At 67.9% G+C, this 1,056-nt stretch carries 1 protein-coding gene; it reads right to left on the reverse strand.

Features of this window, described 5'->3' with window-relative positions:
- Positions 1-2: 2 nt before the first annotated feature.
- Positions 3-956 carry an IS481 family transposase gene (locus tag C6N31_RS42255; RefSeq protein ID WP_138351514.1) on the reverse strand — a complete coding sequence of 318 codons (954 nt, stop codon included), beginning with the start codon at positions 954-956 and terminating at the stop codon, positions 3-5.
- Positions 957-1,056 lie beyond the last annotated feature (100 nt).

Here is a 1,056-nt window from a genome sequence, read left to right on the forward strand (position 1 = left end):
GGCTAGGTGTATTGACCCGCAGGGTTGTTTGCGCGGGTGATGGGTGGGTTTCCGCCGAGTGCGGTGTGGCCGCGGTGGTGGTTGTAGGTGTGGAGGAAGTCTGGCAGAGCGGCTGTTCGCTCGTCGTTGCTGGTGTAGGGCCGTAGGTAGGCCCATTCGTCGGCGAGGGTGCGGTTGAAGCGCTCGACTTTGCCGTTGGTCTGAGGTCGGTAGGGGCGGGTGAGTTTTCCGGTCGCGCCGAGGTCGGCCAGGACGGCCTTCCAGGCCAGGCCCTTGCGGTAGGACCAGGCGTTGTCGGTCAGAACCCGTTCGATCCGGTCGATGCCGTGCTGGTGGAAGAACGCGGCCGCGCGGGCCAGAAAGCCCGCGCAGGTCGCGACTTTCTCGTCGGGGTGGATCTCGCTGTAAGCCAGGCGTGAGTGGTCGTCGACGGCGGAGTGGACGTAGTCGAAGCCCATGCCGCGGATGGGTCGCCCAGCCTCACGGCCCCGGACCTTGTGACCGCCGCCGTCGGGAATCCGGCCGAGCTTCTTGACATCGATGTGGATGAGTTCGCCGGGCCGTTCGCGTTCGTAGCGGCGGATGAGGGTGCCGGTGGGCCGGTCGAGCCACGCGAGGCGGTGCAGGTGGTGACGGGTCAGGATCCGGTGGACGGTCGAGGCGGGCAGGCCCAGGATCGGTCCGATCCGGGCCGGTCCCAGCTTGCGGGCCTGCCGCAGTGCACACACCCTCGCCTCGACCGCGGCCGGCGTGCGGTGCGGGGTCGTGTGCGGGCGGCTGGAGCGGTCGTGCAGCCCCGCCTCGCCCTCCGCGCGCCACCGGCGGACCCACTTGTGGGCCGTGGCCCGCGAGATCCCCATCTCCGCCGCGACATGAGCGACCGGACGGCCGGATACGACACGTTCGATGAGAAGCCGTCTGCCATGAACGGTCAGCCGGGCATTACGGTGGGACACGAAGACCTCCGAGTGGTGCAGTCCTAGACAGCTCCACCACACCGGAGGTCTTCGCCATGTTCAAGACCCACCACTGTCAACAACGCTCGTGATCAATACA

It is taken from the genome of Streptomyces fildesensis, assembly GCF_016107395.1.
In the GTDB taxonomy this organism is placed as follows: Bacteria; Actinomycetota; Actinomycetes; order Streptomycetales; family Streptomycetaceae; genus Actinacidiphila; species Actinacidiphila fildesensis.